The organism is Azospirillum brasilense (genome assembly GCF_008365405.1).
Classification (GTDB): Bacteria; Pseudomonadota; Alphaproteobacteria; order Azospirillales; family Azospirillaceae; genus Azospirillum; species Azospirillum brasilense_D.
This window is the reverse complement of record NZ_QOKV01000007.1, coordinates 42,853-69,546: the sequence shown is the minus strand read 5'-3', so window position 1 is coordinate 69,546 and position 26,694 is coordinate 42,853. Positions and strand designations below refer to the sequence as shown.

24 protein-coding genes are annotated in these 26,694 nt (G+C 67.3%); 13 read left to right on the top strand and 11 right to left on the bottom strand.

The features are described from left to right. Position 1: 1 nt before the first annotated feature. Together DS837_RS13180 and fliI are read right to left on the bottom strand one after the other, a co-directional pair. Entirely contained in the window at positions 2 to 439 is a 438-nt protein-coding gene (locus tag DS837_RS13180) for a flagellar export protein FliJ (protein WP_149165171.1), read from the bottom strand. Next, a complete protein-coding gene (fliI, locus tag DS837_RS13175) occupies positions 436 to 1,782 on the bottom strand; it encodes a flagellar protein export ATPase FliI (RefSeq protein ID WP_149165170.1) in 1,347 nt (448 codons plus the stop codon). Before fliI ends, DS837_RS13180 begins: the two co-directional genes overlap by 4 nt. Before the next feature lie 277 nt (positions 1,783 to 2,059). Between fliI and ctrA the strand changes: the two genes are divergently transcribed. Beyond that, positions 2,060 to 2,791, top strand: coding sequence for a response regulator transcription factor CtrA (gene ctrA / locus DS837_RS13170; RefSeq protein WP_040134966.1), 732 nt, complete (start codon positions 2,060 to 2,062; stop codon positions 2,789 to 2,791). Positions 2,792 to 2,861: 70 nt separating this feature from the next. Here ctrA and DS837_RS13165 read toward each other — a convergent pair whose 3' ends face one another. Beyond that, entirely contained in the window at positions 2,862 to 3,086 is a 225-nt protein-coding gene (locus DS837_RS13165; RefSeq protein WP_247889912.1) for a DUF1127 domain-containing protein, read from the bottom strand. Positions 3,087 to 3,219: 133 nt separating this feature from the next. Between DS837_RS13165 and gcvA the strand changes: the two genes are divergently transcribed. Next, positions 3,220 to 4,125 (top strand): transcriptional regulator GcvA, encoded by a 906-nt coding sequence (gcvA, locus tag DS837_RS13160; protein ID WP_149165169.1) that lies wholly within the window; start codon positions 3,220 to 3,222, stop codon positions 4,123 to 4,125. Positions 4,126 to 4,139: 14 nt separating this feature from the next. On the opposite strand, the gene DS837_RS13155 is transcribed toward gcvA, so the two are convergent. The 6 genes from DS837_RS13155 to DS837_RS13130 form a co-directional block, all read right to left on the bottom strand. Then, complete coding sequence (locus tag DS837_RS13155) at positions 4,140 to 4,985, bottom strand: CheR family methyltransferase (RefSeq protein WP_149165168.1); 846 nt, start codon at positions 4,983 to 4,985, stop codon at positions 4,140 to 4,142. Continuing rightward, the gene (locus DS837_RS13150; RefSeq protein ID WP_170295849.1) at positions 4,982 to 6,082 is read right to left on the bottom strand and encodes a protein-glutamate methylesterase/protein-glutamine glutaminase; all 1,101 of its coding nucleotides are present in this window, start codon (positions 6,080 to 6,082) and stop codon (positions 4,982 to 4,984) included. The genes DS837_RS13155 and DS837_RS13150 overlap by 4 nt, the downstream gene beginning before the upstream one ends. Before the next feature lie 138 nt (positions 6,083 to 6,220). Continuing rightward, positions 6,221 to 6,586: a response regulator gene (locus DS837_RS13145; RefSeq protein ID WP_149165166.1), complete on the bottom strand. Its 366-nt coding sequence runs from the start codon at positions 6,584 to 6,586 to the stop codon at positions 6,221 to 6,223. A gap of 48 nt (positions 6,587 to 6,634) precedes the next feature. Then, complete coding sequence (locus DS837_RS13140) at positions 6,635 to 7,135, bottom strand: chemotaxis protein CheW (protein ID WP_149165165.1); 501 nt, start codon at positions 7,133 to 7,135, stop codon at positions 6,635 to 6,637. Further along, the gene (locus DS837_RS13135) at positions 7,132 to 9,891 is read right to left on the bottom strand and encodes a hybrid sensor histidine kinase/response regulator (RefSeq protein WP_149165164.1); all 2,760 of its coding nucleotides are present in this window, start codon (positions 9,889 to 9,891) and stop codon (positions 7,132 to 7,134) included. Before DS837_RS13135 ends, DS837_RS13140 begins: the two co-directional genes overlap by 4 nt. A gap of 331 nt (positions 9,892 to 10,222) precedes the next feature. Further along, positions 10,223 to 10,867 (bottom strand): histidine phosphotransferase family protein, encoded by a 645-nt coding sequence (locus tag DS837_RS13130; protein WP_149165163.1) that lies wholly within the window; start codon positions 10,865 to 10,867, stop codon positions 10,223 to 10,225. Positions 10,868 to 11,110: 243 nt separating this feature from the next. Between DS837_RS13130 and DS837_RS13125 the strand changes: the two genes are divergently transcribed. The 5 genes from DS837_RS13125 to DS837_RS33075 all read left to right on the top strand — a co-directional run bounded on the left by DS837_RS13125 (position 11,111) and on the right by DS837_RS33075 (position 17,501). Next, a complete protein-coding gene (locus DS837_RS13125) occupies positions 11,111 to 11,293 on the top strand; it encodes a DUF3553 domain-containing protein (RefSeq protein ID WP_145627214.1) in 183 nt (60 codons plus the stop codon). An 8-nt stretch (positions 11,294 to 11,301) separates the two neighbouring features. After that, a complete protein-coding gene (locus tag DS837_RS13120; RefSeq protein WP_247889911.1) occupies positions 11,302 to 11,676 on the top strand; it encodes a c-type cytochrome in 375 nt (124 codons plus the stop codon). Positions 11,677 to 11,780: 104 nt separating this feature from the next. Further along, positions 11,781 to 14,201 (top strand): penicillin acylase family protein, encoded by a 2,421-nt coding sequence (locus DS837_RS13115; RefSeq protein WP_149165161.1) that lies wholly within the window; start codon positions 11,781 to 11,783, stop codon positions 14,199 to 14,201. Beyond that, positions 14,198 to 15,433 carry a threonine ammonia-lyase gene (locus DS837_RS13110; RefSeq protein WP_149165160.1) on the top strand — a complete coding sequence of 412 codons (1,236 nt, stop codon included), beginning with the start codon at positions 14,198 to 14,200 and terminating at the stop codon, positions 15,431 to 15,433. Before DS837_RS13115 ends, DS837_RS13110 begins: the two co-directional genes overlap by 4 nt. Before the next feature lie 112 nt (positions 15,434 to 15,545). Continuing rightward, positions 15,546 to 17,501 (top strand): M10 family metallopeptidase C-terminal domain-containing protein, encoded by a 1,956-nt coding sequence (locus tag DS837_RS33075; RefSeq protein WP_149165159.1) that lies wholly within the window; start codon positions 15,546 to 15,548, stop codon positions 17,499 to 17,501. Between the two features lie 59 nt (positions 17,502 to 17,560). Here the strand turns inward: DS837_RS33075 and DS837_RS13100 are convergent, their stop codons facing one another. Beyond that, positions 17,561 to 18,040, bottom strand: a complete 480-nt coding sequence (locus DS837_RS13100; RefSeq protein WP_149165158.1) for a flavin reductase family protein — start codon at positions 18,038 to 18,040, stop codon at positions 17,561 to 17,563. 228 nt (positions 18,041 to 18,268) lie between these two features. On the opposite strand from DS837_RS13100, the gene DS837_RS13095 reads away from it, so the two are divergent. The 6 genes from DS837_RS13095 (at position 18,269) to DS837_RS13070 (ending at position 25,142) form a co-directional block, all read left to right on the top strand. Beyond that, on the top strand, positions 18,269 to 19,339 hold the full coding sequence (locus DS837_RS13095) for a flagellar motor protein MotB (protein WP_149165157.1): 1,071 nt from the start codon (positions 18,269 to 18,271) through the stop codon (positions 19,337 to 19,339). A gap of 198 nt (positions 19,340 to 19,537) precedes the next feature. Continuing rightward, positions 19,538 to 21,037 carry a circularly permuted type 2 ATP-grasp protein gene (locus DS837_RS13090; RefSeq protein ID WP_170295847.1) on the top strand — a complete coding sequence of 500 codons (1,500 nt, stop codon included), beginning with the start codon at positions 19,538 to 19,540 and terminating at the stop codon, positions 21,035 to 21,037. Next, positions 21,034 to 22,011: an alpha-E domain-containing protein gene (locus DS837_RS13085; protein WP_149165156.1), complete on the top strand. Its 978-nt coding sequence runs from the start codon at positions 21,034 to 21,036 to the stop codon at positions 22,009 to 22,011. The genes DS837_RS13090 and DS837_RS13085 overlap by 4 nt, the downstream gene beginning before the upstream one ends. 94 nt (positions 22,012 to 22,105) lie before the next feature. Further along, on the top strand, positions 22,106 to 22,846 hold the full coding sequence (locus tag DS837_RS13080) for an arginyltransferase (RefSeq protein ID WP_149165155.1): 741 nt from the start codon (positions 22,106 to 22,108) through the stop codon (positions 22,844 to 22,846). A 224-nt stretch (positions 22,847 to 23,070) separates the two neighbouring features. Next, positions 23,071 to 23,610 carry a TRAP transporter small permease subunit gene (locus DS837_RS13075; protein ID WP_145627225.1) on the top strand — a complete coding sequence of 180 codons (540 nt, stop codon included), beginning with the start codon at positions 23,071 to 23,073 and terminating at the stop codon, positions 23,608 to 23,610. Between the two features lie 20 nt (positions 23,611 to 23,630). Beyond that, positions 23,631 to 25,142: a TRAP transporter large permease gene (locus tag DS837_RS13070; protein ID WP_149165154.1), complete on the top strand. Its 1,512-nt coding sequence runs from the start codon at positions 23,631 to 23,633 to the stop codon at positions 25,140 to 25,142. A gap of 117 nt (positions 25,143 to 25,259) precedes the next feature. Here DS837_RS13070 and DS837_RS13065 read toward each other — a convergent pair whose 3' ends face one another. Then, positions 25,260 to 26,357 (bottom strand): TRAP transporter substrate-binding protein, encoded by a 1,098-nt coding sequence (locus tag DS837_RS13065; protein WP_149165153.1) that lies wholly within the window; start codon positions 26,355 to 26,357, stop codon positions 25,260 to 25,262. Between the last annotated feature and the right edge of the window lie 337 nt (positions 26,358 to 26,694).

Below are 26,694 nucleotides of genomic sequence, written 5' to 3'. Positions count from 1 at the left end.
GTCAGGTTTCCAGTTCGCTTTCTTCCCGCTGACGGCGGCGGAAGCCGACCAGCGCGGTTTCGTCCAGCATGTTGGCCTCCTTGCGCTTCAGCTTCTCCTTCTCGCGCTTCAACCGTTCCTCCTCGGCCAGTTCGTAGCGCTTCAGCTCCTGGAAGGCTTCGGCCATCTCGTCGGTGGCGACGGCGATCTGGGCCTCCACCTGCCCCATGGACTGGGTCAGCCGCTTGCCGCGCTCCATCGCCGCCTGGATGTAGTTGCTGTAGGTGAAGGCGTATTCGACGTTGCCGCGGGCGGTGTCGCGCTCCGCCGCGATCTCCTCCTTCAGCCGGTCGATCTCGGCCTGGAGCCGGTCGGCGAGGTTCTGCAGCTCCGCCAGCGCCCGGCGCTTCTCGTCGAGCTTCCATTTCTGGAGGCGGATGATGGTCTTGAGACTGCTCATTCTTGCGGCGGCCACTGTTCAATGCCGAAGATGGCGGCAAGCTGGGCGTAGCTGTTGTCGAGGTCGGTCGCCTCGCGCTTGCCCTGCTTGAGGAACGCCTCCAAGGCCGGCTGGAAATGAATGGCCTCGTCCACCTGCGGGTCGGTGCCCTTGCGGTAGGCGCCCAGGCGGATCATCTCCGCCATATTGTCGTAGGACGACATCAGCCGCCGCGCGTGGTTCACCAGCTCGTTCTCCATGGGGGAGTTGCAGCCGGGCATGGTGCGCGACACGCTGCGCAGGATGTTGATGGCCGGGTAGCGCCCGCGCTCACCGATCTGGCGCTCCAGGACGATGTGGCCGTCCAAGATGCCGCGCACGGCGTCGGCGATGGGTTCGTTGTGGTCGTCGCCTTCCACCAGCACGGTGAACAGGCCGGTGATGGACCCCGACCCGCTCAAGCCCGGCCCGGCGCGCTCCAGCAGGCGCGGCAGCTCGGCGAAGACGGTCGGGGGATAGCCTTTGGTCGTCGGCGGCTCGCCGGCCGACAGGCCGATCTCGCGCTGGGCCATGGCGAAGCGGGTCACGCTGTCCATCATGCACAGCACGTTGCGGCCGGCGTCGCGGAAGGCCTCCGCCACGGCCAGAGTCATGTAGGCGGCCTGGCGGCGCATCAGCGGCGCCTCGTCGGAGGTGGCGCAGACCACGACGCTGCGCGACAGGCCCTCCTCGCCCAGATCCTCGGTGATGAATTCCTGCAATTCGCGCCCGCGTTCGCCGATCAGACCGATCACCGCGACCTCCGCGCCGGAGAAGCGGGCGAGCATCGACATCACCGACGACTTGCCGACGCCGGAGCCGGCGAAGATGCCCATGCGCTGGCCGCGGCAGCAGGTGAGAAAGGCGTTGATGGCGCGGATGCCCAGGTCCAGCTTCTCGCCCACCCGGGCGCGGGAGTGGGCGGGCGGCGGGTTGTTGCGGATGGGAACGCCATGCGTCCCCTTGGGCAGCGGTCCCTTGCCGTCCACCGGCTCGCCCAGCGCGTTGATGACACGGCCGAGCCACGCCTCCGTCGGGAAGACCATGGGCTGGCTGTCCGACACCAGCGCGCGGCAGCCCAGCCCGACCCCGTCGATGGAGCCGAAGGGCATCAGCAGCGCGCGGCCCTGGCGGAAGCCGACCACCTCGCAGGGGACCTGCCGGCCGTCGCGGGATTCGACGATGCAGCGGCCGCCCACCGACAACTCCTTCTCGATCCCTCCGACCTCGACCAGCAGGCCGAGCACGGCGGTGACCCGCCCGAACCGGCTGCAACCGGACACGGACTCGATTTCCTGAAGGATGCGGGCGACGTCGGCGGGCACGGTCTTGCGGATCAGCGGACGGAATTGGGACGGGTGAGCCGGGTGCGGACGGCGCAATTTGCGGTGGGCTGGGAGTCCGCCGCCATGCCGCCCGCGTCATGCTCGTCCAAAAACATTAACGTTAAATGAAGTGCTATGCCTCTGGCGTTAAGCTGAATCGTCTGTTAACCTGTGTAAACAGACGAGCGGATCTGTTAAGGGAATTGGTTAAGGAACTGCGGGACAGCAACGCCGCTTCGGAAGCCAGAAACGCGCCATCAAACATCGGGATATCGCCATGAGGGTTCTGCTGGTCGAAGACGATTCCTCCACGGCCAAGAGCATCGAACTGATGCTCCAGTCGGAAGGCTACATCGTCGACTCTACCGACCTCGGTGAGGATGGACTCGAAATCGGCAAGCTGTACGATTACGACATCATCATCCTCGATCTGATGCTGCCGGACATCGACGGCTACGAGGTGCTGCGCCGCCTGCGCGCCGCGCGGGTGACCACGCCGATCCTCATTCTTTCTGGCCTGTCGGAGCTGGACCACAAGATCAAGGGTCTGGGCTTCGGCGCCGACGACTATCTGACCAAGCCCTTCGACAAGCGCGAGTTGATCGCCCGCATCCAGGCCATCGTCCGCCGCTCCAAGGGCCATTCCGACAGCATCATCCGCACCGGCCGCCTGACCGTGAACCTGGACACCCGCACGGTGGAGGTGGACAACCAGCCGCTCCACCTGACCGGCAAGGAATACGGCATCCTGGAACTGCTGTCGCTGCGCAAGGGCACGACCCTGACCAAGGAGATGTTCCTGAACCATCTCTATGGCGGCATGGACGAGCCGGAATTGAAGATCATCGACGTCTTCGTCTGCAAGCTGCGCAAGAAGCTCGCCGCGGCGACCCAGGGCGACAACTACATCGAGACGGTGTGGGGCCGCGGCTACGTGCTGCGCGACCCGCACGAGGAGGCGTCGCCGATCCCGCGCGTCCCGCACCAGCAGGCTCAGGCGGCCGGCTGATCGCCGACCGCCCATCACTGTTGAAAGTCATGCCGGTGAGCGGCGGGTTCAGGCCTGCCGCCCTCCACGGCTATTCCTGCCAGAACGCCTTGCCGGTTTCGCGGCGGGCGTCCTTGCGGCTCAGCCCGACATCGCGCAGCAGATGGTCGTCCAGGGCCGCCAGGGAGCGGCGCTGCCGGTGGCGCTCGATCATCCCCAGCACCTCGCCGAACGCGCGCTCGGCAAACCGCCGCGCGCCGCCAAGAGACACCATGCCCCGGTCTGTGGAAACGACGCCCAGCGCTCTCCTGCTCATGATCCGACACTCCGCTTGATGATTTCCGTCCCCTAGAAATGACCCGGAAGCGGCTTGTCCGCAAAGGATGCTTTCTCTAACCTGCATGAGAGAATTTCATGCGGCCGGGCAACAATCCGGCGGATGCGGACCCATGCAGATCCCTCCCCTCAACGGCCTGCGCGCCTTCGAAGCGGCGGCGCGCCATCTCAGCTTCACCCGCGCGGCGGAGGAGTTGAACGTCACCCAGAGCGCGATCAGCCACCAGATCCGGACCTTGGAGGATCGACTGGGCATCCGGCTGTTCCGCCGGTTGAATCAGGCGTTGGTTCTGACCGACGCCGGCCAGCTCCTGCTGCCCAGCGTGCGCGACGCCTTCGCGCGGCTGGCCACCGGCCTGGAGCGGGTGATGGAGCATGAGCGCTCCGGCGTGCTGACGATGAGCGTCTCGCCCTCCTTCGCCAGCCGCTGGCTGATGAGCCGCATCGGCCGCTTCCGCGCCCGCCACCCGGAAATCCATCTGCGCATCAGCGTCAGCCAGCACGAGATCGATTTCGAGCGCGAGGCTGACATCGACATCGGGCTCCGCCATGGCCTTGGGGTGTGGGAGGGTTTGCGGGCCGACCGCTTCCTCGACGACGCGGTATTCCCGGTGTGCAGCCCGGCCCTGCTGCAGGGGCCGACGCCGCTGCGGCAGCCGGCCGACCTGCGCCATCATGTCCTGGTCGAGGAAACCGGCCACAGCTATTGGGCGACGTGGCTGGCAATGGCCGGGCTCGGCGACCTGAAGCCAAGCTCCGAGATGGTCTTCGACGAGATCGGAATCGCCATCGAAGCCGCGGAAAACGGCCAGGGCATCGCGATGGCGCGCGGCACCCTGGTGTTGGAGGAGTTGGCGAGCGGGCGGCTGACCCGGCTGTTCGACCTCGCCCTGCCGGGAGACTTCGGTTACTACCTCGTCTGCCCAGAGGTCACCGCCGACCGGCCGAAGATCGCCGCTTTCCGCCGTTGGGTCATGGAGGAAGGCGCCGCCGACCGCCTCACCGTCACGCCGCCCTGATCAGACAGCCCTGATTAGACGGCCGCCCTCAGCCCGCTCGGCACCTGGAAGCCGCCCAGGCTGTACAGGCCGCGCTGGCCTTCCACCGGCTTGAAGCGGTCGGTGATGCCCAGCACGGTTTCCGCACCGCCCAGATAGAGCACACCGTCCTGCGGCATCTGGCGGGCGATCGCCTCCAGAACCTTGGTCTTGGTCGGCTGGTCGAAATAGATCAGCACGTTGCGGCAGAACACGATGTCGAACTGCCCCAGCCCCGACAGGTCGCCCAACAGGTTGAATTCGCGGAAGGAGGCCATCTGGCGCAGCTGCTGGCTGATCTGCCACTTGTCGCCCTGCTGCTTGAAATGCTTCACCAGCATCTGAATCGGCAGGCCGCGCTGCACCTCGAACTGGGTGTAGATGCCCGACTTGGAGCGTTCCACCATTTCCGCGGAGATGTCGGTGCCGACGATCTCGATCCGCCAGCCGGCCAGCTTCGCCGCGTCGTCGTTCAGCAGCATGGCCAGCGAATAAGCCTCCTGCCCGGACGAGCAGGCCGCCGACCAGATGCGGATCGACCGCTTCGCCGACCGCGCTTCCAACAGCCTCGGCAGGACGATCTGCTTGAACTGGTCGAAGGGCTTCTGGTCGCGGAAGAAGGACGACTCGTTGGTCGTCATCGCCTCCGTGATGTCGCGCAACAGGGCTTCGTCCTTGCGCGTCCGCACGCTGGAGGCCAGCTCCTCCAGCCCCTTCATGTTCCACTTGCGCGCCACCGGCATCAGCCGGGATTCGAGCAGGTAGGCCTTGTCCCGAGTCAGGACCAGACCGGAACGCTGCTTGAGCAGCGTGGAGAACATGTCGAAATCTTCGACTCTCATGCTGCCCTCGATGCGAACTTGCGGATGTAGGGACCGATTTCCTTGAGCGGCAGCACCGCGGAGCAGATGCCCGCCTGGGCGACGGCCCCCGGCATGCCCCACACGACGCTGGACGGCTCGTCCTGCGCGATCAGGGTGCCGCCGGCGTTCACCACATCGGTGCAGCCCTTCAGCCCGTCCTGCCCCATGCCGGTCAGGATGCAGGCGAGAACCTTGCGCCCGCCGAAGGCGCGGAGGATGGACCGCATCATCGGGTCCACCGCCGGGCGGCAGAAATTCTCCGGCGGGTCCTTGGTCAGCGAAATCACGTTGGCGCCCGCACGCTGGGTGACCAGCATGTGGAAGTCCCCCGGCGCGATGTAGCAGCGCCCCGACACCACCGGCTCGCCGTCCTTCGCCTCCTGGGCGTTCAGCCCGCATTGGCGGGTGATGTGCTCAGCCAGGATGGTGGTGAAGGTCGCCGGCATGTGCTGGGTGATCAGGATCGGCTGGGTGACCCCGGTCTTCAGATGGGCGAGCACCTCGAACAGCGCCTGCGGGCCGCCCGTGGAGCTGCCGATGGCGATCACGTCCGGCTTGACCTGGCCGACGGAGCCGACGGCGGGAGCCGGGCGCAGCGTGACGGGCGGCGGCTCGCGCTTTAGGAAGGCGGCGGGCACCGGGTTCAGCGGGCGCAGCTCGCCGCGGGTGCGGGACCCGGCGCGGCGGGCGGCGGCGCCCAGCGCCTTGACCTTCGACACCAGCTCGCGCTTGAAGGCGTCCGCCCCGCCGATCTCGCGGGTGGAGGTCGGCTTGGGGATGTAGTCGGCGGCCCCCGCGGACAGGCAGCGCATGGAAATGTCGGCCCCGCGCAGCGTCAGCGTGGAGGCCATGATGATCTTCACCTGCGGCGCCACCGCCAGCAGCTTCGGGATGGCGGTCAGCCCGTCCATCACCGGCATCTCGATGTCGAGGACGATGACGTCGAGCGAGTTGCGCTGCAGGGCGTTGACGGCCATCTGGCCGTCGCCGACCGACGCGACCACGCGGATCTCGGAATCGCCTTCCAGCGCGCGGGTCAGAAGGCCACGGATCACGGCGGAATCGTCGACCACCATCACCCGGACGGGATCGCCGCCGGCCGCGCCGGTCGGATGCCCCGACGGCGCGGGGGGAGGAGGTCTGCCGAAACGATCAGACATATCGCAATCAGCCTTTCAGGGTCGGAGCGGCAAACGGTGCGGTGGTCCCGCCCGTCACAGCAGCCCGACCTGCTGGAACTTGGTCTGGATGATGTCGCTGTCGAAAGGCTTCATGATGTACTCGTTCGCCCCGGCGGACAGCGCCTCCTGGATGTGGGCGAGGTCGTTCTCGGTCGTGCAGAACACGACCTTGGGAACGTCTCCGCCGGTCATCTTGCGCAGACGGCGCAGGAAATCGATCCCGTTCATCACCGGCATGTTCCAATCCAGCAGGATGGCGTCCGGCATCTTCTGCGCACAGGCTTCCATGGCCTGCTTCCCATCCTCCGCCTCGGTGCAGGCGAAGTGCAGCTCTTCCAGGATCTTCCGCGCAACCTTGCGGACCACGCGGCTGTCGTCGACGACCAGGCAAACTTTCATGGTGAACGGGCCTCAGGCTTCGCTTTGCACACCGACCAGGGTTTCGCCTCAGGCCGCTTCCAACGTGGTGAAATTCAGCAGACGCGGCACGTCCAGAACCACCATGAGCTGACCGTTCAGGCGATAGATGCCCGTGGACACCTCGCGCCAGCGCGGGTCGAGGGTGGCCGGGTTGCGCTCGAAGTCGTCGTTGGAAAGGCTCAGCACCTCCCCCACCGAATCGACCATCAGGCTGTAGAGTTCGCCGCGCAGGTCCACCACGATGGACATGCCCGGCTTGTCCTTCGGGCGCGACGTCAGGCCGAGCCGCAGGCGCACGTCGATGGCGGTGACGATGCGCCCGCGCAGGTTCAGCGAGCCGGCGACCTCCGGCGGGGCCAGCGGGATGCGGGTGATCCGCTGATGCCCCAGCACGTCCTGGACCTGCAGGACCGGGATGCCGAACAGCTGGTCGGCGATCGTCATGGTCACATAGTCCTGGCTGCCACCGGAGGTGATCTCGTCGCCCTTGGACTTCTTGGTGGTGGCGGGCAGCTTGGCGTTGCTCATGCGGCACCTTTCTGCTCGGACAGGGTCTGCTGCAGCGCGTACAGCAGCGCGTCACGGTCGAACTTGGCGACATAGTCGGTGAACCCGGCCTGACGGCCGCGGTCGAGGTCGCGCGGGGAGGCGTGGCTGGACAGGGCGACCATCGGCGTGCCGCTCCAGCGGGTGCCGCCCTGGCGGACCGCCTCGGCGAAGTCGAAGCCGCTCATCCCCGGCATTTCGATGTCGGAGACGATGACGTCGAAGTCCTCGCCCGCCTCGCAGAGCGCCAGCGCTTCGTTGGCGTTCTCCACCGCGGTGACGTCGTAGCCGGCGACCGACAGCAGCGGGGTCAGCAGGTTGCGGAAGAAGGGGCTGTCATCGACCAGCAGCACGCGCTGGAGCGCCCTCTCCTCCTCGTACGCATCGGTCGAGGACGAGCCGAACCAATCCTTGTAGGCCTGGGTCAGGAAGAAGCCCGCGTCGATCACGTCCGTCGCCTTGCCGGCGATGATCGCCGAGCCCATCAGGCCCGGACGGTCGGCGGTGAGCTGCACCACCAGACGCTCCTCGACGATGTCGACGATCTCGTCGACGATCAGGCCCATCGACCGGTCGCCGTCGGCGAAGACCAGCACCGGCTGGCGGCCTTCCTGGCCGATCATGAAACCCGGATCGATCGGCACCAGCGGCATCAACTTGCCGCGGTACTGGACCACCGGCATGCCGTTGGACGATTCGACGCTGGCGAGATCGACATCCTCCAGGCGGGCGACCAGCGACAGCGGCACCGCCTTCGGCGCGCCGGCCCCGGCGCGGAACAGCAGGAGCGCCATCTTGTCCTCCTGGCGGGTCGCCTGGACAGAGGCCGCCTCCTTCGAGACGTTCTCGCCCATGGCCATCTCGCCGGTCGCCGACGCGATGCCGTTCGGGTCGAGGATCATGATGACCGAGCCGTCGCCGAGGATGGTGTTGCCCGAGAACATCTCGATGTGGCGCAGGATCGGCGCCACCGGCTTCACCACGATTTCCTCGGTGTCGAACACGCGGTCGACCATGATGCCGAAGGTGTAGGTGCCGACCTGCGTGACCACGATGAAGGTCTCGTCGGTCTTCTTCTCCCCACCTTCCTGGTCGTCCAGCCGCAGCAGCTCCTGCAGCGAGACCAGCGGCAGCAGGCGGTTGCGCAGGCGCAGGACCGGCGTGCCCTTAAGCCGCTCGATGGTGTGCTCGCTGTCGGCGGCGGCGCGCACCAGCTCGACCACGCTGATCTGCGGGATGGCGAAGCGCTCGCCGGCGCACTCCACGATCAGGGCGGAGACGATGGCCAGCGTCAGCGGGATCTTGATGACGAAGGTCGAGCCCTTGCCCTGCTGGGACTTGATCTCGATCGTGCCGCCGATCTTCTCGATGTTGGTCTTGACCACGTCCATGCCGACGCCGCGGCCCGACACGTTGGTAACCTTCGCCGCGGTCGAGAAACCGGGCTTCATGATGAACTGGATGATCTGCTGGTCGGACATCGCCGCCAGCTCGCCTTCCGAGGCCATCCCGTTCTGGATCGCCTTCTGCTTGATCCGGTCGATCGCCAGGCCCTTACCGTCGTCCTGGATCTCGATGATGATGTGGCCGCCCTCGTGATAGGCGTTCAACGTGATGCGGCCGGTCTCCGACTTGCCCGAGCGCAGACGGTCGGCGGGCACCTCCAGGCCATGGTCGGCGGAGTTGCGCACCATGTGCGTCAGCGGGTCCTTGATCAGCTCAAGCACCTGGCGGTCCAGCTCGGTGTCGGCGCCGAGCATCTGGAGGTCGATCTTCTTGCCCAGTTCGTGCGACAGGTCGCGCACCAGACGCGGCAGCTTGGCCCAGGCGTTGCCGATGGGCTGCATGCGCGTCTTCATGACGCCTTCCTGCAACTCCGACGTCACGTGGTTCAGGCGCTGCAGCGGGGCGGCGAACTCGCTCTCCTTCTGCGACCGCAGGATCTGGAGGAGCTGATTGCGGGTCAGCACCAGCTCCGACACCATGGTCATCAGGTTTTCGAGCAGATCCACGTTCACGCGGATGGTCTGCGCGGCGACCGCCGATTCCTTCGTCGCGGCCTCGCCGCCCGCACCGGCGCCGGAGGCGGCCTCCGCGGCGGGAGCGGGCATCTTGGCGGCGGCGGGGACCGGATCGGGGTCCGGCACCACCAGATCGTGCGAGGGGACGGGGTCTTCCGCCGGTTCCGCGGCGACCGGGGCCAGGGCGGTGCTGGTCGGACCGGGAGTTGAGTTCCAGATCGCCTCAAGCTCGTCCAGCGTGAGGTTGCCCGAGGAGGCCGGGGCCACCTCCGCCGCCGCGACCGCGGGGGCCGGCGGGGGCTCCGGGGCCGGGGCGGGCTTGGCCGCGGCGGCCCCCAGCTTGCCTTCGGCGCACAGGTTCAGCCGCTCGATCAGCGGCAGGTCGTCGCCCGGCGGTTCCGCCTCCGTCGCCTCCAGCACCGCCAGCAGGCTCTTGATGGTGTCCAGCGCCTGAAGGATCAGCGAGACCGCTTCCGGGTTGATGGTCAGTTCACCGTCACGGAACTTGCCCAACACGTTTTCCGAGGCGTGCGCGACCTTTTCCAGGCGCGGCAGGCCGAGGAAGCCGCAGGTGCCCTTGATGGTGTGCACCAGACGGAAGATGTTCGACAGAAGTTCCGGATTGTTGGGATTCTGCTCCAGACGGACCAGTTCCACGTCGAGAACCGACAGGTTCTCGTTGGTTTCCGTCAGGAATTCGGAGAGCAGATCATCCATGTCGCGATCCCCACGCCCGCAATTGTATCCGTTTCCGGCCGGGCCGTCCGGAGGGCGGCGTGCGCGACGCCGCCGGTACGGGCCTTTCCAGCTACGGTGGGAGCCTGTCAAACACTGATTAAGAGAACCTTACCTCCTTCGATACCACTCCCGGGCTCCGCCGTCATGCCGAGCCACGCGGCCCAAGGTCACAGCCGGCGAGGCCGGTGCCGGCGCGGCGGCCTATGACCGCCGGGCATGCTGCGCACGGCCATGACCAACCGCCGCGCACCGGACCGGCGGCGGTTTGAAAGACGTCGATGCGCGGGTCACGCCTCCGGCGGGGGCCGGGTCACCACTCCACGGTGAAGACCAGCCGGTCCGGCCCGGCCGGGACGGCGGCGACGCGGTAGCCGTCGTCTTCCGCGAAACGCCCGGTCATGTAGGCGTGGATGCTGCGCGGGGTCAGGTCGGCGGCGGCCACCGTGCCGGCCAGCGCCGCCGCGGACTCGTCCTTCAGGGCGCCGGGACGCCCGGCGGCGGTGATGATGAAGCGCCCCGCCTGCTCGTCCCCGTCCGCCGTGACGGTGATGGTGCCGCCGTGGGTCAGCGCCTCGTCGGCCAGGATGATGACATTGAGCAGCACCTTCGACGCGCCGCGCTTGAAGGCGAGCTGGTCGTTCGGCACCCCCGCCGGCCAGTCCAGCGTGGTCCGCCCGCCCTCCAGCAGCCCCTGCGCGGAGGAGCGGGTGTCGCCGAAGCCCTTCTGCTCCCGCCCGGCGAGGCCGTAGGCCAGCCGGAAGACGCGCAGCCGCCGGTCGGCCTGCCCGGAGGAATGCTCGATCAGCTTCACCGCCTCGCCCATGAAGCCCCCGGCGGGCTCGTCCTCCATCTCCTCGATCAGTTCCAGCCCGTTGCGGATCGCTCCCACCGGGCTCACGAGGTCGTGGCAGATGCGGGAAGCGACAAGCTCGATCACGCGGATGTCCAGCGGCACGGGAGGTCTCCAGATCGTTGATGGCCGACCGTCGGCGAAACGGCCATCGGCCAAAGCGCGGCCCGGGGAACGTTGTTCAGGAACTTCCCCCGGCCGGGCGGCATTCTGTTGCATGCCGGTGCCCCATGGGGATGGCCGGCGGCGACGTCTGTTTGTATCATTCCAGGGGCGCGGATGCCGCCGCTTTTCCGCGGTCATCCCGCGAAAGCGATAACCGAATCCAGTGGATGCAGGGGGCGCGGCATGGACGATTCATTGGTTCCCGGCGCCTGGGTGCGCCACCCCGCCCGCCCCGACTGGGGTCTGGGGCAGGTGCAGTCGGCCATCGGCGACCGCGTCACGGTAAATTTCGAGAACGCCGGGAAGTTGCTCATCAACACGTCGGTGGTCTCCCTGACCGTCACCGATCCGGACGACGCGCCGTGAATGGGAGGTTGCCGCTGGCCGCTATCCTCCTGCTGGCCGCCGGCAGCCCCGCGCTGGGCGACGACGCGCCCGACCCGGAGCGCGGCAGGACGCTGTTCCGCGCCTGCGCCTTCTGCCACACGCTGACGCCGGACGGCGGCAACCGCGCCGGCCCGACGCTGTGGGGTCTGTTCGGGCGCCCCGCCGGGGCGGTGGAGGGCTACCACTATTCCCCGGCGCTGAAGGGCAGCGGCATCGTCTGGGACGAGGCGGCGGTGGCCCGGCTGTTCGAGATCGGCCCCGACGTGATGACCCCCGGCAGCAAGATGCCGATGCAGACCATCACCAGCGCGTCCGATCGCCGGGATCTGGTCGAGTATCTGAAGGAAGCCACGACGCCGTGAGTCCGGATCGTGAGGCCCGCAAGCGGAATTGAGGAGCATGGCCCCGGGCGGCCCCCATCCCCATCTCTGTCTGGCGAACCCCCTTTCCGAGCTGTGGTTTCCCGATGACTCCCCGTGCCGTCCGCAAGCCCCTGGCCATCCTGGTCGCCGTTCTCGCCTTGGTGGTCGTGGTGCCGGTGCTGGGGGCGGGCGGGGTCCTGCTTTGGCTTCGCCAGCAGACCCCGGCCTACGAGGGCGCCGTCACCGTTCCCGGGCTGGAAGGCCCGGTGGAGATCCTGCGCGACCGCAACGCCGTCCCGCACATCTTCGCCGCCACCGAGCGGGACGCCTACTTCGCGCTCGGCTACGTCCACGCGCAGGACCGGCTGTGGCAGATGGAGACGATGCGGCGCAGCGCCGCCGGGCGTCTGGCCGAACTGGTCGGCACGCGCTTCGGCGACTGGGCGCTGCGGCTCGACCGCTCCATGCGCACGCTGGGCGTCTATCGCCGGGCCGAGGAGGCCTATGAGGAGCTGTCGCCGGAAGCCCGCACGGCCTTCGACGCCTACGCCGCCGGGGTCAACGCCTGGATGGCGACGCACCGCGAGGCGCTGCCCATCGAGTTCCAGCTTCTGCGCCACACGCCGGAGCCCTGGCGGCCCACCGACAGCCTCGTCTGGGGCAAGCTGATGGCGCTCCAGCTCTCCGGCGATTCGCGGGACGAGCTGTTCCGCGCCAGCGCCCTGAGAAGCCTGACGCCGGAGCAGATGCGCGACCTGTTCCCGGACTCCGACCCCGCCGCCCCGGTGACCCTGGCGGCGGCGCTCGACGGCATGGATTTGCCGAAGGCGCTGGCCGCCTTGCCCGACCTCGGCTTCGACACCGCGTCCAACGAATGGGCGCTGACCGGGGCGCGCAGCGCGACCGGCAAGCCGATCATCGCCAACGACCCCCATCTCGGGCTGGAGGCGCCGATCCTCTGGTATCTGGCGCGCATCGTGACGCCGGACCACCGCATCGCCGGGGCGACGATCCCCGGCGTGCCGCTTCACATCCTGGGGCACAACGGGCGCGTCGCCTGGGGCTTCACCACCACCCACAGCGACACCCAGGACCTGTTCATCGAGAAGCTCGACCCGCAGGACCCCGACCGCTACCTGACGCCGGACGGCGGTGCGGCCTTCGGGACGCGCCAGGAAACGATCCGCATCGCCGGCCAGCCGGACGAGACGCTGACGGTGCGCGAGACGCGGCACGGCCCGGTGCTGACCACGCCGGACGCCGCATCTGCCACGCCTGAGGGTCATGTTCTGGCGCTGGCCTTCCCCGGCCTGACCGCCGCCGACACCACGGCGGAGGCGCTGTACCGCCTCAACCACGCCGCCGACGCCGCCGCGGTGCGCGAGGCGCTGTTCCTCCATGTGGCGCCGCAGCAGAACGTCGTCTACGCCGACACCGCGGGAACGCTGGGCTTCCTGTCGCCGGCGCTGGTCCCGGTGCGGCGCGGCGGCGACGGGCGCGTTCCGGTGCCGGGCTGGACCGGCGAACATGACTGGATCGGCTACATCCCCTTCGACGCGCTGCCCCAGGCGGTCGATCCGCCGTCGGGCCAGTTCGTCAACGCCAACAATGCGGTGGTCGGCCCCGGCTACCCCTACGCCCTGGCGACCGAATGGCCGGACCCCGCCCGCGCGGAGCGGATCGTGCAGATGCTGGGCGACGGCCCGCACACGGTGGAAGAGGTCGCCGCCCAGCAGATGGACGAGTTGTCCCTGCCGGCGCGCGACCTGCTGCCCCTGATGCTGGAGCCGCTGCGCGGCGTGCCCGATCTCAATGGGCAGGCCCGCGCCGCGCTGGACCGTCTGGCCGGTTGGGACGGGCGGATGGACCGCGACCGGGCCGAGCCGCTGATCTTCTCGTGGTGGGAGCGGGAACTGGTGCGCAGCGTCTTCGCCGACGAGCTGGGACCGCTGTTCCCGAGCTATTGGGACCTGCGCCCCCGCGCCCTGCATCGCGTGCTGACCCAGGCGCCGCACTGGTGCGACGACCGGACGACGCCGGCCCGCGAGGACTGCACCGCCATGCTGGCCGGAGCCTTGAAGACGGCGCTGGCGGAGATCGAGCGGCGCCACGGAGCGGACATGATCAACTGGCGCTGGGGGGCGGAGCACAAGGCCGCCCTGAACCACCGGCTTCTCGGCCGCGTGCCGCTGCTCGGCGAGATGTTCGACCTGTCCATCCCGACCGGCGGCGGCGCCTTCACCGTCAACCGCGGCACCACCCGCGTGCGCGACCCGCAGGCCCCCTTCTCCCACGTCCATGGCCCAGGGCTGCGCGCGGTCTATGATCTGGCGGACCTCGGCAACTCCCGCTTCTCCATCGCCACCGGCCAGTCGGGCAACCCGCTGTCGCCCCATTGGGGGGATCTGGTGCAGGGCTGGCGCGACGGGGTGGGGCTGCGGCTGACCGGCGACCGCGGCACGCTGGCCCGCGAGGGCGCCACGCTGCTGACGCTTTCCCCCACCCGTCCAGGGAGTTCGCAATGACCGAGGCTACACCGTCTCCGACCCTGACCCTGGACGACGTCCGCGCCGCCGCCGCCCGGATCGGAAGCCACCTCCCCGTCACCCCCACCGAAGCCTCGCCCCGCCTGTCGGAGATCACCGGCTGCTCGGTGGTCCTGAAGCTGGAGAACCAGCACCTCACCGGCTCCTTCAAGGAACGCGGGGCGCTCAACAAACTGCTGTCGTTGGGCGAGGCGGAACGGCGGGCCGGGGTGATCGCCATGTCGGCGGGCAACCACGCCCAGGCGGTGGCCTGCCACGCCACGCGGCTGGGCATCCGCTCGGTCATCGTGATGCCGTCCTTCACCCCCTTCACCAAGGTGGAGCGCACCGAAAGCCTGGGCGCGCGGGTCGAGCTGCACGGCGAGACGCTGAGCGACGCGGCGGCCTACGCCCAGGAGCTGGCGGCGCGCGACGGGCTGACCTTCGTGCATCCCTACGACGACCCGCTGATCGCCGCCGGCCAGGGCACCGCCGCCCTGGAACTGCTGGACGCCGCGCCGGACCTGGAGATGCTGGTGGTGCCGGTGGGCGGCGGCGGGCTGATCGGCGGCATGGCGGTGGCGGCCAAGGCCCTGAAGCCGGACATCGCGGTGATCGGGGTGGAGTGCGCCATGTTCCCGTCGATGCGCCAAGCGCTGGCCGGGCAGCCCATCACCTGCGGCGGCGCCACCATCGCCGACGGCATCGCCGTCAAGGCTCCCGGCGCCGTCACCCTGCCGCTGGTCCGCCGGCATGTGGACGCGGTGGTCGAGGTGGGCGAGCCGCGGCTGGAGGAGGCCGTCTACCGCCTCGCCACCGTGCAGAAGCTGGTCGCCGAAGGGGCCGGGGCGGCGGGGCTGGCCGCCGTGCTCGACGACCCGGAACGGTTCCGCGGCAAGCGGGTGGGCATCGTCGTGTCCGGCGGCAACATCGACGCGCGCATCCTGGCGCAAGTGCTGACGCGCGGGCTGGTCTACGAGGGGCGCATGGTGCGGTTGCGCATCGGCATCACCGACGCGCCCGGCGCGCTCGCCCGGGTCGCCCGCCTGCTCGGCGAGGCCGGGGCCAACATCGTGGAGGTGCACCACCAGCGCCTGTTCCACGACGTGCCGGTGCGCATGGCCGAAATCGACGTGGTGCTGGAAACCCGCGGGCGCAGCCACGTCCAGCGACTCGTCGCCCATATGGAGGAAGCGGGCTTTCCGACGGAACTGATGACCGACATCTCCTGATCCGCGATGGAATGACGCAAGATGGTTTTCTTGTTGCGCGGCCCTGTACAAAAATGACGCACTCCGTGATAGAGAAACCCAACGCGAACTCTCTCTATCAGGATGTAAGCGTATGCCAGCCGCCTTCTGGGTCCCCACCTCGGTCGCCACCGTCTACGGTTTGACCGCCGCCAACCGCCCCGCCACCGACATCGACGGCGGCCCGCTGGGATGCGATCCCGCACTGCTCCGAACCGGCATCGTGACGGCGCCCCAGGCGATTTCCGATCCCTCCCTGAAACCCATCCTGTCGGGGGCCAAATGGGGCACCACCCAGGCCGCGGCTCCGGTCACCCTCACCTACTCCTTCTATGAGAACGGCGGTCCCGCCGTCGCCACCGCGGAGGTCAATCCGGCCCCACTGGGCGCGGCCTTCCGCGACGCCATCCGCGGCGCCCTGGCAAGCATCGCCGACGTCGCCAGCATCCGTTTCGTGGAGATCACCGAGTCGGCGACGGGCGGCCCGCTCGACGCTCCCGGAGCGTCCGGCGCGCTGGTCGGCCATCTGCGCTTCATCGACGACGCCCGGCTGGACAACGATCCAGGCACGCCCGCCTATGCCATCGGTCCGTCCGCCTCGACCCTGTCCAGTGGTCTGGTCGCCTTCGATTCCGACCGAATCGACGCCGCCAGCGGCGCTGGATACGCGCGGGTTCTCCGGGAGATCGGGCGCGCCCTCGGCCTCACCGACAGCTTCGAGCCCGGCGATGCACCTGCGTCCGGCAACGATCCGCGGGCGGAGAGCGGCGTGTGGAGCACGGGCTGGACGATGATGTCGGTCACGCCACCAGCCTCCCGCCTGCCGGCCGGCACGGCGTTCAACCCGGTCGGGCCGATGGCGGCGGACATCCAGGTGCTGCAGTCCTGGTACGGCGCCAACCTGGGCACGCGCACCGGGGACGACGTCTACCGCATCGACGGTCCGCTCGCGGGAGCGGCGATCTGGGACGCCGGTGGAACCGATACACTGGACGCCTCCGCCGCGTCGAGCGGCCTGCACATCGATCTCTCGTCCAATGAGATCAACGGCAACGCCGTTATCGCCAAGGGCATCAGCATTGAAAACGCCATCGGCGGGGCCGGCAACGACACCATCTTCGGGTCGTTCTCCAACCCCATCCATTTGGTCAATGGCACGTTTCTTCCCGGCAGCGCCAACAATCGCCTCGACGGCGGACCGGGCAACGACGACATCATGGCGGGGTCCGGCGACGACACGCTGATCGGCGGAACGGGCAGCAACGTGCTCGACGGAAGCCTCGGGTACGACACCGCGGTCTATGGCGCCGCCTCGACCGACGCCTATGCCTACAGCCTGCACGGCACCCTGTTCCTGTCGATTCCCAAGCTGGGCATCAGCGACCGGCTGCACGGGATCGAACAATTGTCCTTCACCGACCGCAGCGTCGCCGTCGCGGACGCCACATCGATCCTACGGTCCCCCCTTCCCAATCCCGTCAAGGAGCCTCCGGTTCCCGTGCCCATCGATCCCGAGCGCCGCCTTTCGATCACCCGCGGCGGGGACAGCACCGTAATCGCGATGGACCGCTACTCCGGCCCGGTGAGTTGGCTTCACAACAGCCACATCGGCCAGAACGACAGCGAGGCGATGCGCGGGACGGAGCGTGCCGATTTCATCAACACGGCGGGCGGCGACGACGCGGTGGACGGCAGCGGCGGCGACGACGTGCTGGACGGCGGCCTGGGCTCCAATTACCTGACCGGCGGGAGCGGCGGCGACACCTTCTTCGTGGACGGGCGCGGCGGTGGCGTCACCTGGTCGACGGTGACCGACCTGGAGGCGGGGGAATGGGTCACCGCCTGGGGCTGGAAGGAAGGGACGTCCAAACTGACCTGGGCCGAGATGGCCGGCGCCGAGAGCGCGAAGGGCGTCACCGCGCACATCGACCTCGACAACAACGGCAGCGTCGACATGAGCATGACCATCGCCGGAAAGTCCTTCGGCGCGATCTTCGTCACCCCCGGAGAGGTCAACGGCTCCAGCTACCTGGCCTTCGCCCTCAAATGACGCCCGGCCGGTGACGGGCGCCCGGTCCGGTCCGGGCGCCCCGAACACCCCCTGATGCCTCAGGGAAGCTGCGCATAGGCGCCGCGGAAATAGAGCAGCGGCTTCCCATCCTCGCTCCCGGACAGGCGGCGGACGCGGCCCACGATGATGACGTGGTCGCCGCCGTCATAGACATGCTCCCGGTCGCACTCCAGGCTGGCGAGGCAGCCGGTGAGGATCGGCACGCCGCTGTCCCAGCGCTCGACCCCCACCCCGTCCCAGCGCTCTTGAAGGTCGCGGCGCGAGAAGCGGTTGGACAGTTCCGCCTGCCCTTCGGCCAGGATGTTCACCGCGAAGGACGGCGCGGTGGTGAAGGCCTCGAACGACATGGCCGCCCGGCCCAGGCAGAACTGCACCAGCGGCGGGTCGAGCGACACCGACGAGAAGGAGTTCACGGTCACGCCGATCGGCTCGCCGTCCGGGGCGACGGTGGTGACCACGGCGATGCCGGTGGCGAAGCATCCGAGGGCATTGCGGAAGGCCCGAGAGTCGATGGTCATGGCGGCCTGTATGGGCTCGTCGGTTATTGGGGCGAGGGTGCGGCGGCGAAACAGCGGGATTAACCCAGCCGGACCCTCGGCGCAAGCCGCATCTGCCCCGGACCGTCCGGAAGCGGCCGGAAGAGGCCGCCTTCCGCATTAAATGGATCTTAAGGATGAAGGTCCACCCTTCGGGCGTCGGCACGGACCACGAATTCCCGACCTCAAGGCCCCATTCAGCAAGGCTTCATGTCAGCGAACCCGTCCGGCGGCGAACGGCCGATCATCATCAAGAAGAAGAAGGGTGGCCACGGCGGCCACCATGGCGGCGCTTGGAAAGTCGCCTACGCCGACTTCGTGACGGCGATGATGGCCTTCTTCCTGCTGCTGTGGCTGCTCAACGTCACCACGTCGGACCAGCGCAAGGGCATCGCGGACTATTTCTCGCCCACCTCGGTCAGCCGCGAAAGCTCCGGGTCCGGCGGCATGCTGGGCGGGCGCACCATCACCGCGCCGGGCGCCCAGATCTCTCCCTCCTCCCCGATGTCCGCCGATGTTCCGGTCTCCGGCCCGCCCGGCCATTCGACACAGGAGGACGACGAGGCGAACGATCCCACCGACGCCGCCCCGCCGCCTTCCTCGTCCCCCGCCTCGCCCGCCGAGCAGAAATCCAACGAGTCGCGGCTCGACTACCAGAAACGGCTGGAGGAACAGGCCAAGCAGCTCGGCATTCCCGGCCAGAAGCCGGGGGAACGGCTGTCCGACTTCGCGGAGCGGGTGAAGGAAGGCGGCGAGAAGCTGCAGGACGCCCAGAAGGAGGCCCGCCAGTTCCAGCAGGCCGCCACCGAAATCCGGCAGGCCATCCAATCCGTGCCGGAACTGGAGCCGCTGGCCCAGAACCTGATGATCGACCAGACGCCGGAAGGCTTGCGAATCCAGATCGTCGACCAGGACCGCGTCTCGATGTTCCCCGGCGGGTCGGGCCAGATGTACCCGCAGACCCGCCAGCTCGTCATGCAGGTGGCCAAGGCGCTCGCCAAGCTGCCCAACAAGCTGTCGATCAGCGGCCACACCGACGGCATCCCCTTCACCTCCGGGGCCGGGCGCGACAATTGGGATCTGTCCACCGAACGCGCCAACGCCACGCGCCGCGCCTTGATCGCCGGCGGCATCCCGGAGGAGCGCGTCCAGGACGTGATCGGCCGCGCCGACCGCGATCTGCTGGTGCCCGACCAGCCCGGCAGCCCGCGCAACCGCCGCATCAGCATGGTGCTGCTGCGCGAAAGCAAGACCGCCGCCGCGCCCGCCGCCACGAATTGATACCAAAGCCGATGAGGGGTTGGTACCAAGGCGTTAGTTCTCTGCCTTTGAACGTACCCCTTCTTGTTTTGTCGATGCGCTGCACAACGCGGGGAATGTTTGCCCTGTTCAAATGGCGAAGTGATGGTTCATACTTCGCGGCAGACACCATTGCCATACGGCATCGGTCAATCAAGGGCGTTAGCTGCGGGGGAGTCTGTGAGCGTACCCGAAGGCAAGGCGACTGACCTATTGACGAACTACGATCCCGGCCTTTATTACGACGAATTGTTCGGAGGCCGTGATTATCCAGCCGAGCACTCGGCGCTGATCCGGCAGAGACTAGCCGGTCTGAACTTCGGGGATCTGTTGCGGCGGTCGCAGGACGCCGAACGTGAACTGTACAATCTGGGCATCACCTTCCTCGTTTACTCGAACAAGGACGCGGTGGACCGGATTCTTCCCTTCGACATCATTCCCCGGGTGATCTCGGCCAAGGAATGGGCGCATCTGGAGGCCGGCATCACCCAGCGCGTCACGGCGCTGAACCTGTTCCTCCACGACATCTACCACGACCAGAAGATCCTCAAGGACGGGGTGATTCCCGCCGACCTCGTGCTGGGCAACGGCTGCTTCCGGCCGCAGATGGTCGGGTTGGACGTGCCGTTCGACACCTACATCCACATCATGGGCACGGATCTGGTCCGCGACCGCGAGGGAACCTTCCGCGTGCTGGAGGACAACGGGCGCGTGCCGTCCGGCGTGTCCTACGTGGTCGAGAACCGCCACATGATGCAGCGCGTGTTCCCCGACCTGATGCAGGACATCGGCATCCGCCCGGTCGACAATTACGGGCACAAGCTGCTCGACGCGATGATGGAGATCGCGCCGCAGGACGTGGCCGACCCGCAGGTCGTGCTGCTGTCGCCCGGCTCCTACAACTCCGCCTATTTCGAGCACATCTTCCTGGCGCGCGAGATGGGCGTGCCGCTGGTCGAGGGCCGCGATCTGGTGGTGGAGAACGACCGCGTCTACATGAAGACCACCAACGGTCTGGCGCGGGTCGATTCGATCTACCGCCGCATCGACGACGCCTTCCTCGACCCCAAGGCCTTCAACCCGGACAGCATGCTGGGCGTGCCGGGCCTCCTGGAGGCCTACCGCAAGGGCAACGTGGCGCTGGCCAACGCCATCGGCACCGGCGTGGCCGACGACAAGGCGATCTACTGCTACGTCCCGCGGATGATCAAATACTACCTGGACCAGGAGGCGATCATCCCCAACGTGGACACACGCATCTGCCGCGAGGCCGACGCGCTGCGGTACACGCTGGACAACCTGGACAAGCTGGTGGTGAAGCCGGTCGGCGAGGCCGGCGGCTACGGCATCACCATCGGCCCGCGCGCCAGCAAGGAGGAGTTGGCGGATTGCCGGGCCAAGCTGCTGGCCGATCCGGCCAACTACATCAGCCAGCCGGTGGTCGACCTGTCGGTCTGCCCCACCGTGACCGACGACGGCATCGATCCCCGCCACGTCGACCTGCGCCCCTTCGCCATCACGGGCAAGAACACCTGGGTGCTGCCCGGCGGCCTGACCCGCGTGGCGCTGAAGAAGGGCACGCTGATCGTCAACTCGTCGCAGGGCGGCGGGTCCAAGGACACCTGGGTTCTCCAAGATGGGGGTCTCCAGGATGGCGCACAGGAAGGGAGCGCGTCGTGAATCTGCTGGCCCGTTACGCCGAATGCATTTTCTGGATGGCGCGCTACATGGAGCGCGCCGAGAATCTCGCCCGGATCCTGGACGTGCATGAGACCTTCGCGCGCGACACGCGGGGGATGACCAACTGGTTCTCCATCGTCCAGCTCAACGCCGACGAGAAGGACTTCTTCAGCCGCCACGACCGCCCCACGGCGGAGGCGGTGGTCCATTACTATATGTTCGACACCCAGCACACGAACTCGCTGGTGTCCATGCTGCGCATGGCGCGGGAAAACGCCCGCGTCCTGCGCCCGTGGATCTCCACCGAGATGTGGACGCAGATCAACGTGTTCCACAACAAGCTGGTGGAGATGAACGGCAAGGACGTCGCCCTGTCCAACCTCTCCAAGGTCTGCACCTGGATCAAGGAGGAGTGCCAGACCCACACCGGCATCACCGAGGGCACCTTCTACCGCGACCAGGGCTGGTACTTCTACCAGCTCGGCAAGTACATCGAGCGGGCGGACCAGACCACCCGCCTGCTCGACATCAAGTACCACACGCTGCTGCCCTCCCCCGTGGTGGTCGGCTCCACGCTGGACATGAGCCAGTGGACGACGGTGCTGCGCTCCGCCGCCGGGTACCACGCCTTCCGGCGCGTCTACCCGCGTGGCATGTCGCCCACCACGGTCGCTGGCTTCATGATGTTCAACGAGGGATTCCCGCGATCCGTTGTGATGTGTGTGCGACAGATCGACGGCCTCTTGACCCGCCTGAAGTCCCGTTACACCCTGCGCAACGGCAGTGAAGCGATGGAGAAGGTGGACGAGTTGCTCGGCGCGCTTTTGGCCCGCCCGATCGAAGAGGTGATCCAGCTCGGCCTGCACGAGTATCTGGACGGCGTGCAGGCCCAGCTCTGCGGCATCACCACCGAGATCGGACGCGCTTTTTTCGGCCAGGACACCGTCCCCATGACCCAGAGCCAGTCCCAGTAGCCTACTTAAAGCAAACCGCCGTTCAGCACCCTCTCCAGCCGCAGACCCCCAACAGCCGGCCCACGGGCCGGTGATTCAGAAGTCAGCCAGCCCGATGTCGGTCATCCAGCCGCAACTCCGCCCGCTCCAGCAGTTCTTCCGGTCCGGGCCGATGCCCTGCCCCTATCTGCCGGGACGGGTGGAGCGCAAGCTGTTCACCCGGCTGTTGGGTCCCTATTCGGCGGAGGTCAATTCCACCCTGTCGCGCGCCGGCTTCCGACGCAGCCACGACATCGTCTACCGGCCGGTCTGCCCGAATTGCCAAGCCTGCGTCCCGGTCCGAATCCCGGTGGGCTCCTTCGCCCCGACCCGGTCGCAGAAGCGCGTCCGCCGGGCCAACGGCGACCTGACCCTGGCGGAGGCCGCCGCCGCCGCCACGACGGAGCAGTACCGGCTGTTCTCGCTCTATCAGAATTCCCGCCACGGCGAGTCCGACATGGCGCGCATGGCGATGGCCGATTTCGCCGCCATGATCGACGAGGGGCGGGCCGACACCAGCCTGCTCGAAGCCCGCGACACGCAGGGGCGGCTGGTCGGCTGCATGCTGACCGACCGGCTGACCGACGGCTATTCTGCGGTCTACAGCTTCTACGACCCCCGCCAGGACCGCCGCAGCCTGGGCAGCTTCATGATCCTCAGCCTGCTGGAGCGCGCCCGGGCGGAGGGGTTGCCCTACGTCTACCTCGGCTATTGGATCGCCCAGAGCCGCAAGATGGCCTACAAGGCCAAGTTCCGTCCCCTGGAGGCGCTGGGGCGTGACGGCTGGTTCCGTCTGCCGAACGATCCGGCCGACTGACAGACCGCCATTCGGATTGCCCATGATCGGGGAATATTGGGGCAATCACGTATAAGGGCCTTCAAGCCCTTGCATAGCGGGGCCGCCTGCGGAATATTGCCGCAGAATACACACCCTTGGTGTTACCATAAAAGATTGAACCGGCGCCCAGCGCCACCGTTCACAGGGCAACAAAAGGAACGGACGGGGACATACCCGTTCCAAACCAACAGGGAGGCTCTCCGTTGAGGTTCCTGCTCCGAATCAGCGGGCTGATCGATGCTGTCAACAACGGCATCGGCAAACTCGTTTATTGGCTGGTGCTGGTCGCCGTGATTGTCAGCGCCGGCAACGCGGTCATCCGCTACAGCCTCCATTACAGCTCCAACGCCTGGCTTGAGCTGCAATGGTATTTGTTCTCCGCGATTTTTCTGTTGTGCTCTGGATACACGTTCCTGCGCAACGAACACATCCGGATCGACATCGTGCTGGGTCGCTTCTCCAGGCGCGTCCAGTGCATGGTGGACATCTTCGGGATCGTCGTCTTCCTGTTCCCGATGGCCATCCTGATCATGTGGCTTTCCTGGCCGATGTTCTGGGACAGCTTCATCACCAAGGAGATGTCGAGCGATGCCGGCGGCCTGATCCGCTGGCCGGCCAAGATCCTGGTTCCCGCCGGTTTCTTCCTGCTGACCATGCAGGCGGTGTCCGAGCTGATCAAGCGCATCGCCTTCCTGGCCGGACTCATCGACGAGCCCGGCGAGAAGATGCACAGCCACTCCTAAGAGACCGGGGACCACACACGATGGCCGCCTTCCTCATTGAGAACATGGCGCCGCTGATGTTCGCGGCGCTTGTTCTTTTCCTTTTGATGGGTTTCCCGGTCGCCTTCGCGCTCGCCGCGAACGGCCTCCTCTTCGGTCTGATCGGCATTGAGCTGGGTCTGCTGACCCCGGCGCTGTTCCAGGCGCTGCCGGAGCGCGTCTTCGGCATCATGCGCAACGACACGTTGCTGGCCATTCCCTTCTTCACCTTCATGGGCCTGATCCTCGAACGATCCGGCATGGCCGAGGATTTGCTCGACACGGTCGGGCAGCTCTTCGGCCCGCTGCGCGGCGGTCTGGCCTATGCGGTGATCTTCGTCGGCGCGCTGCTCGCCGCCACGACGGGCGTGGTGGCGGCGTCGGTCATCTCGATGGGCCTGATCTCGCTGCCGATCATGCTGCGCTACGGCTATGACCGGCGGGTCGCCACCGGCGTCATCGCGGCGTCGGGCACGCTGGCCCAGATCATCCCGCCGTCGCTGGTGCTGATCATCCTGGCCGACCAGCTCGGCCGTTCGGTCGGCGACATGTACGCCGGCGCCCTGGTCCCCGGCCTGGTGCTGACCGGCCTCTACACCAGCTACATCCTGATCACCAGCATCGTCCGCCCCGAATACACCCCGGCCCTGCCGCCGGAGGCGCGGAGCCTGCGCGGTTTCCAGCTCCTGTTCCGGGTGCTGACCTCGCTCGTGCCGCCGCTGGTCCTCATCTTCCTGGTGCTGGGCACCATCTTCCTCGGCATCGCGACGCCGACAGAAGGCGGCGCCATGGGCGCCACGGGCGCCATGATCCTGGCGCTCATCAAGCGGCAGCTCAGCTGGTCGCTGATGCGTCAGGCGATGGACACGACGGCGAAACTGTCCTCCTTCGTCATCTTCATCCTGATCGGCTCGACGGTCTTCGGTCTGGTGTTCCGCGCCGTGAACGGCGACCTGTGGGTGGAGCATCTGCTGACCGGCCTGCCGGGCGGCGAACTGGGCTTCCTGATCGTCGTCAACATCATGGTCTTCCTGCTCGCCTTCTTCCTCGACTTCTTCGAGCTGGCCTTCATCATCGTGCCGCTGCTCGCCCCGGTCGCGGAAAAGCTGGGCATTGACCTGATCTGGTTCGGCGTCCTGCTGGGCGTCAACATGCAGACCTCCTTCATGCATCCGCCCTTCGGTTTCGCCCTGTTCTTCCTGCGAAGCGTCGCTCCACGCGAGGATTACAAGGACAAGATCACCGGGAAGATCATCAAGAAGATCACCACCGGCCAGATCTACTGGGGTGCTGTGCCGTTCGTCTGCATCCAGCTGATCATGGTGGCGCTGGTTATCATGTTCCCGGAGATGGTCTTCAGCGGCCTGGACCGCGGCGAACCGATCGACATCGACAACATCCAGATCGAGATCCCGGCTTTCGATTCGGGCGAACCGCCGCCGCCCTTCGGCGCTCCGGAACAGCCCGCCGAGGACCCCAACGCCGACCTCATGCGGCAGTTGCAGGGCAAGTAACCGGTCCTTCCATCCCCTCCTCCCCCGACCAGCGGGGGAGGAGGGGATGGAAGAACAGCCGGATCATCGGCAACAAAAAAGCCCCGCTTCCGCGGGGCTTTTTCGTGTCGGGCTTTGTTAGGACTTCTTTTTCGGGGTCGGGGCCGAATAGACGAAGTTGTCGAAGGTGTTCTCGGCGACGCGGAACCACAGATACTCCTCGTCACGGAACTTGCGCCACTGTTCGTAGACCTTGCGGAACTTCTCGTTCTTCGCGGCCTCCTCCTCATAGACGTCGAAGGTTGCCTGATAGCAGGCCTGCAGGATGTCGCGCGGGTAGGGCTTCAGCACGGTGCCGGCGCCGACCAGACGCTTCAGCGCGTGCATGTTCACCACGTCGTACTTGCCCACCATGTCGGCGGTCGCGTCGGCGCAGGCCGCTTCCAGAACCGCCTGATAATGCTTGGGAAGCTGCTCCCACTGCGGCAGGCTGACCAGGAAGGACACCTGCGGGCCGCCTTCCCACCAGCCGGGGTAATAGTAGTATTTGGCGACCTTGTTGAAGCCGAGCTTCTCGTCGTCGTAGGGGCCGACCCACTCCGCCGCGTCGATCGTGCCCTTCTCCAGCGCCGGGTAGATGTCGCCGCCGGCGATCTGCTGCGGCACGACGCCCAGGCGTTGCAGGATCGTACCGGCGTAGCCGCCGATGCGGAACTTCAGGCCCTTCAGGTCCTCGGCGCTCTTCAACTCGTTGCGGAACCAGCCGCCCATCTGGGTGCCGGTGTTGCCCGCCGCAAACTGGATGATGTTGTAACCCTTGAAGAATTCGCGCATCAGCTCCATGCCGCCGCCGTGGGTCATCCAGGCGTTCTGCTGGCGCGCGTTCAGGCCGAAGGGCATCGCCGCGTCGAAGGCGAAGGTCGGGTCCTTGCCGACATAGTAGTAGGAGACGGTGTGGCCGCACTCCACGGTGCCGTCCTTCACGGCATCCAGCACCTGCAGGCCGGGAACGATCTCGCCGCTGGCGAAGGTGCGGATCTGGAACTTGCCCTCGGTCATCTCGGCGACGCGCTTGGCCACCCGCTCGGCCCCGCCGTAGATGGTGTCCAGGCTCTTGGGAAAGCTCGAGGCGCAGCGCCACTTGATCTCGGGGTTGCTCTGGGCGATGGCGGGGGCGGCCAATGCGCTGGCGGCGACACCGACACCGGCGCTGGTGATGAAGGTACGGCGTTTCATGGCGGTCTCCTTGGGTCCTCTCGTCCCGGCGCGGGTGCACGCCGCCGTTCCGGCCCCCGGAAAGGGAGCGCGGCGTGCGAACCGAAAGGCTGTTGTTTGTTGGAAGTCTTCTGGCAACGCCGGATCGACGTCACCGTGCGGGTCACGGACCGGGACTGCCGGAGCCGATGGGACCCCGTGCCACCGCTGTGCCTTCACACGGATCTGTGGTGACCATGCGCGTGCCTCCCCTATGCCCGGTGTTCCTTCAGCCCTGATGTCCCCGTTTGGGGCACCGCTTCGGCCGACGGCACCGAGTTCCTTTTGATACAATGACTATGCCGGAATCGCGGGGCAG